1 protein-coding gene is annotated in these 719 nt (G+C 69.8%); it reads left to right on the forward strand.

Annotation, left to right across the window (positions count from 1 at the left end; genetic code table 11):
* Nucleotides 1–719, forward strand: a 719-nt coding sequence (locus CFB46_RS34985) for an acetyl-CoA C-acyltransferase (RefSeq protein WP_143751700.1), incomplete at both ends; no start/stop codon positions are given.

Consider the following 719-nt stretch of genomic DNA (forward strand, 5'->3'; position numbering starts at 1 on the left):
ATCGTGATCGCGGGCGGCCAGGAGAACATGAGCGCATCGCCGCACGTGCTGCCGGGCTCGCGCGACGGGTTCCGGATGGGCGACGCGAAGCTGGTCGACACGATGATCGTCGACGGGCTGTGGGACGTGTACAACCAGTACCACATGGGCATCACGGCGGAGAACGTCGCGAAGGAATACGGGATTACGCGCGGAGAGCAGGACGCGTTCGCGGCGCTGTCGCAGAACAAGGCGGAAGCCGCGCAGAAGGCCGGGCGCTTCGCCGACGAGATCGTGCCGGTGTCGATCCCGCAACGCAAGGGCGAGCCGCTGCAGTTCGCGACCGACGAGTTCGTGCGTCACGGCGTGACGGCGGAGTCGCTGGCGGGGCTGAAGCCGGCGTTCTCGAAGGACGGCTCGGTGACGGCGGCGAACGCGTCGGGGCTGAACGACGGCGCGGCGGCGGTGCTGGTGATGTCGGCGCAGAAGGCGGCGGCGCTGGGCCTGACGCCGCTCGCGCGAATCAAGGCATACGCGAACGCGGGCGTGGACCCGAGCGTGATGGGCATGGGCCCGGTGCCGGCGTCGCGCCGTGCACTGGAGCGCGCGGGCTGGACGCCGGGCGACCTGGACCTGATGGAAATCAACGAAGCGTTCGCGGCGCAGGCGCTGGCGGTGCACAAGCAGATGGGCTGGGACACGTCGAAGGTGAACGTGAACGGCGGGGCGATCGCGATCGG

Origin of the sequence: Burkholderia sp. HI2761 (assembly GCF_002223355.1) — a bacterium.
Classification (GTDB): Bacteria; Pseudomonadota; Gammaproteobacteria; order Burkholderiales; family Burkholderiaceae; genus Burkholderia.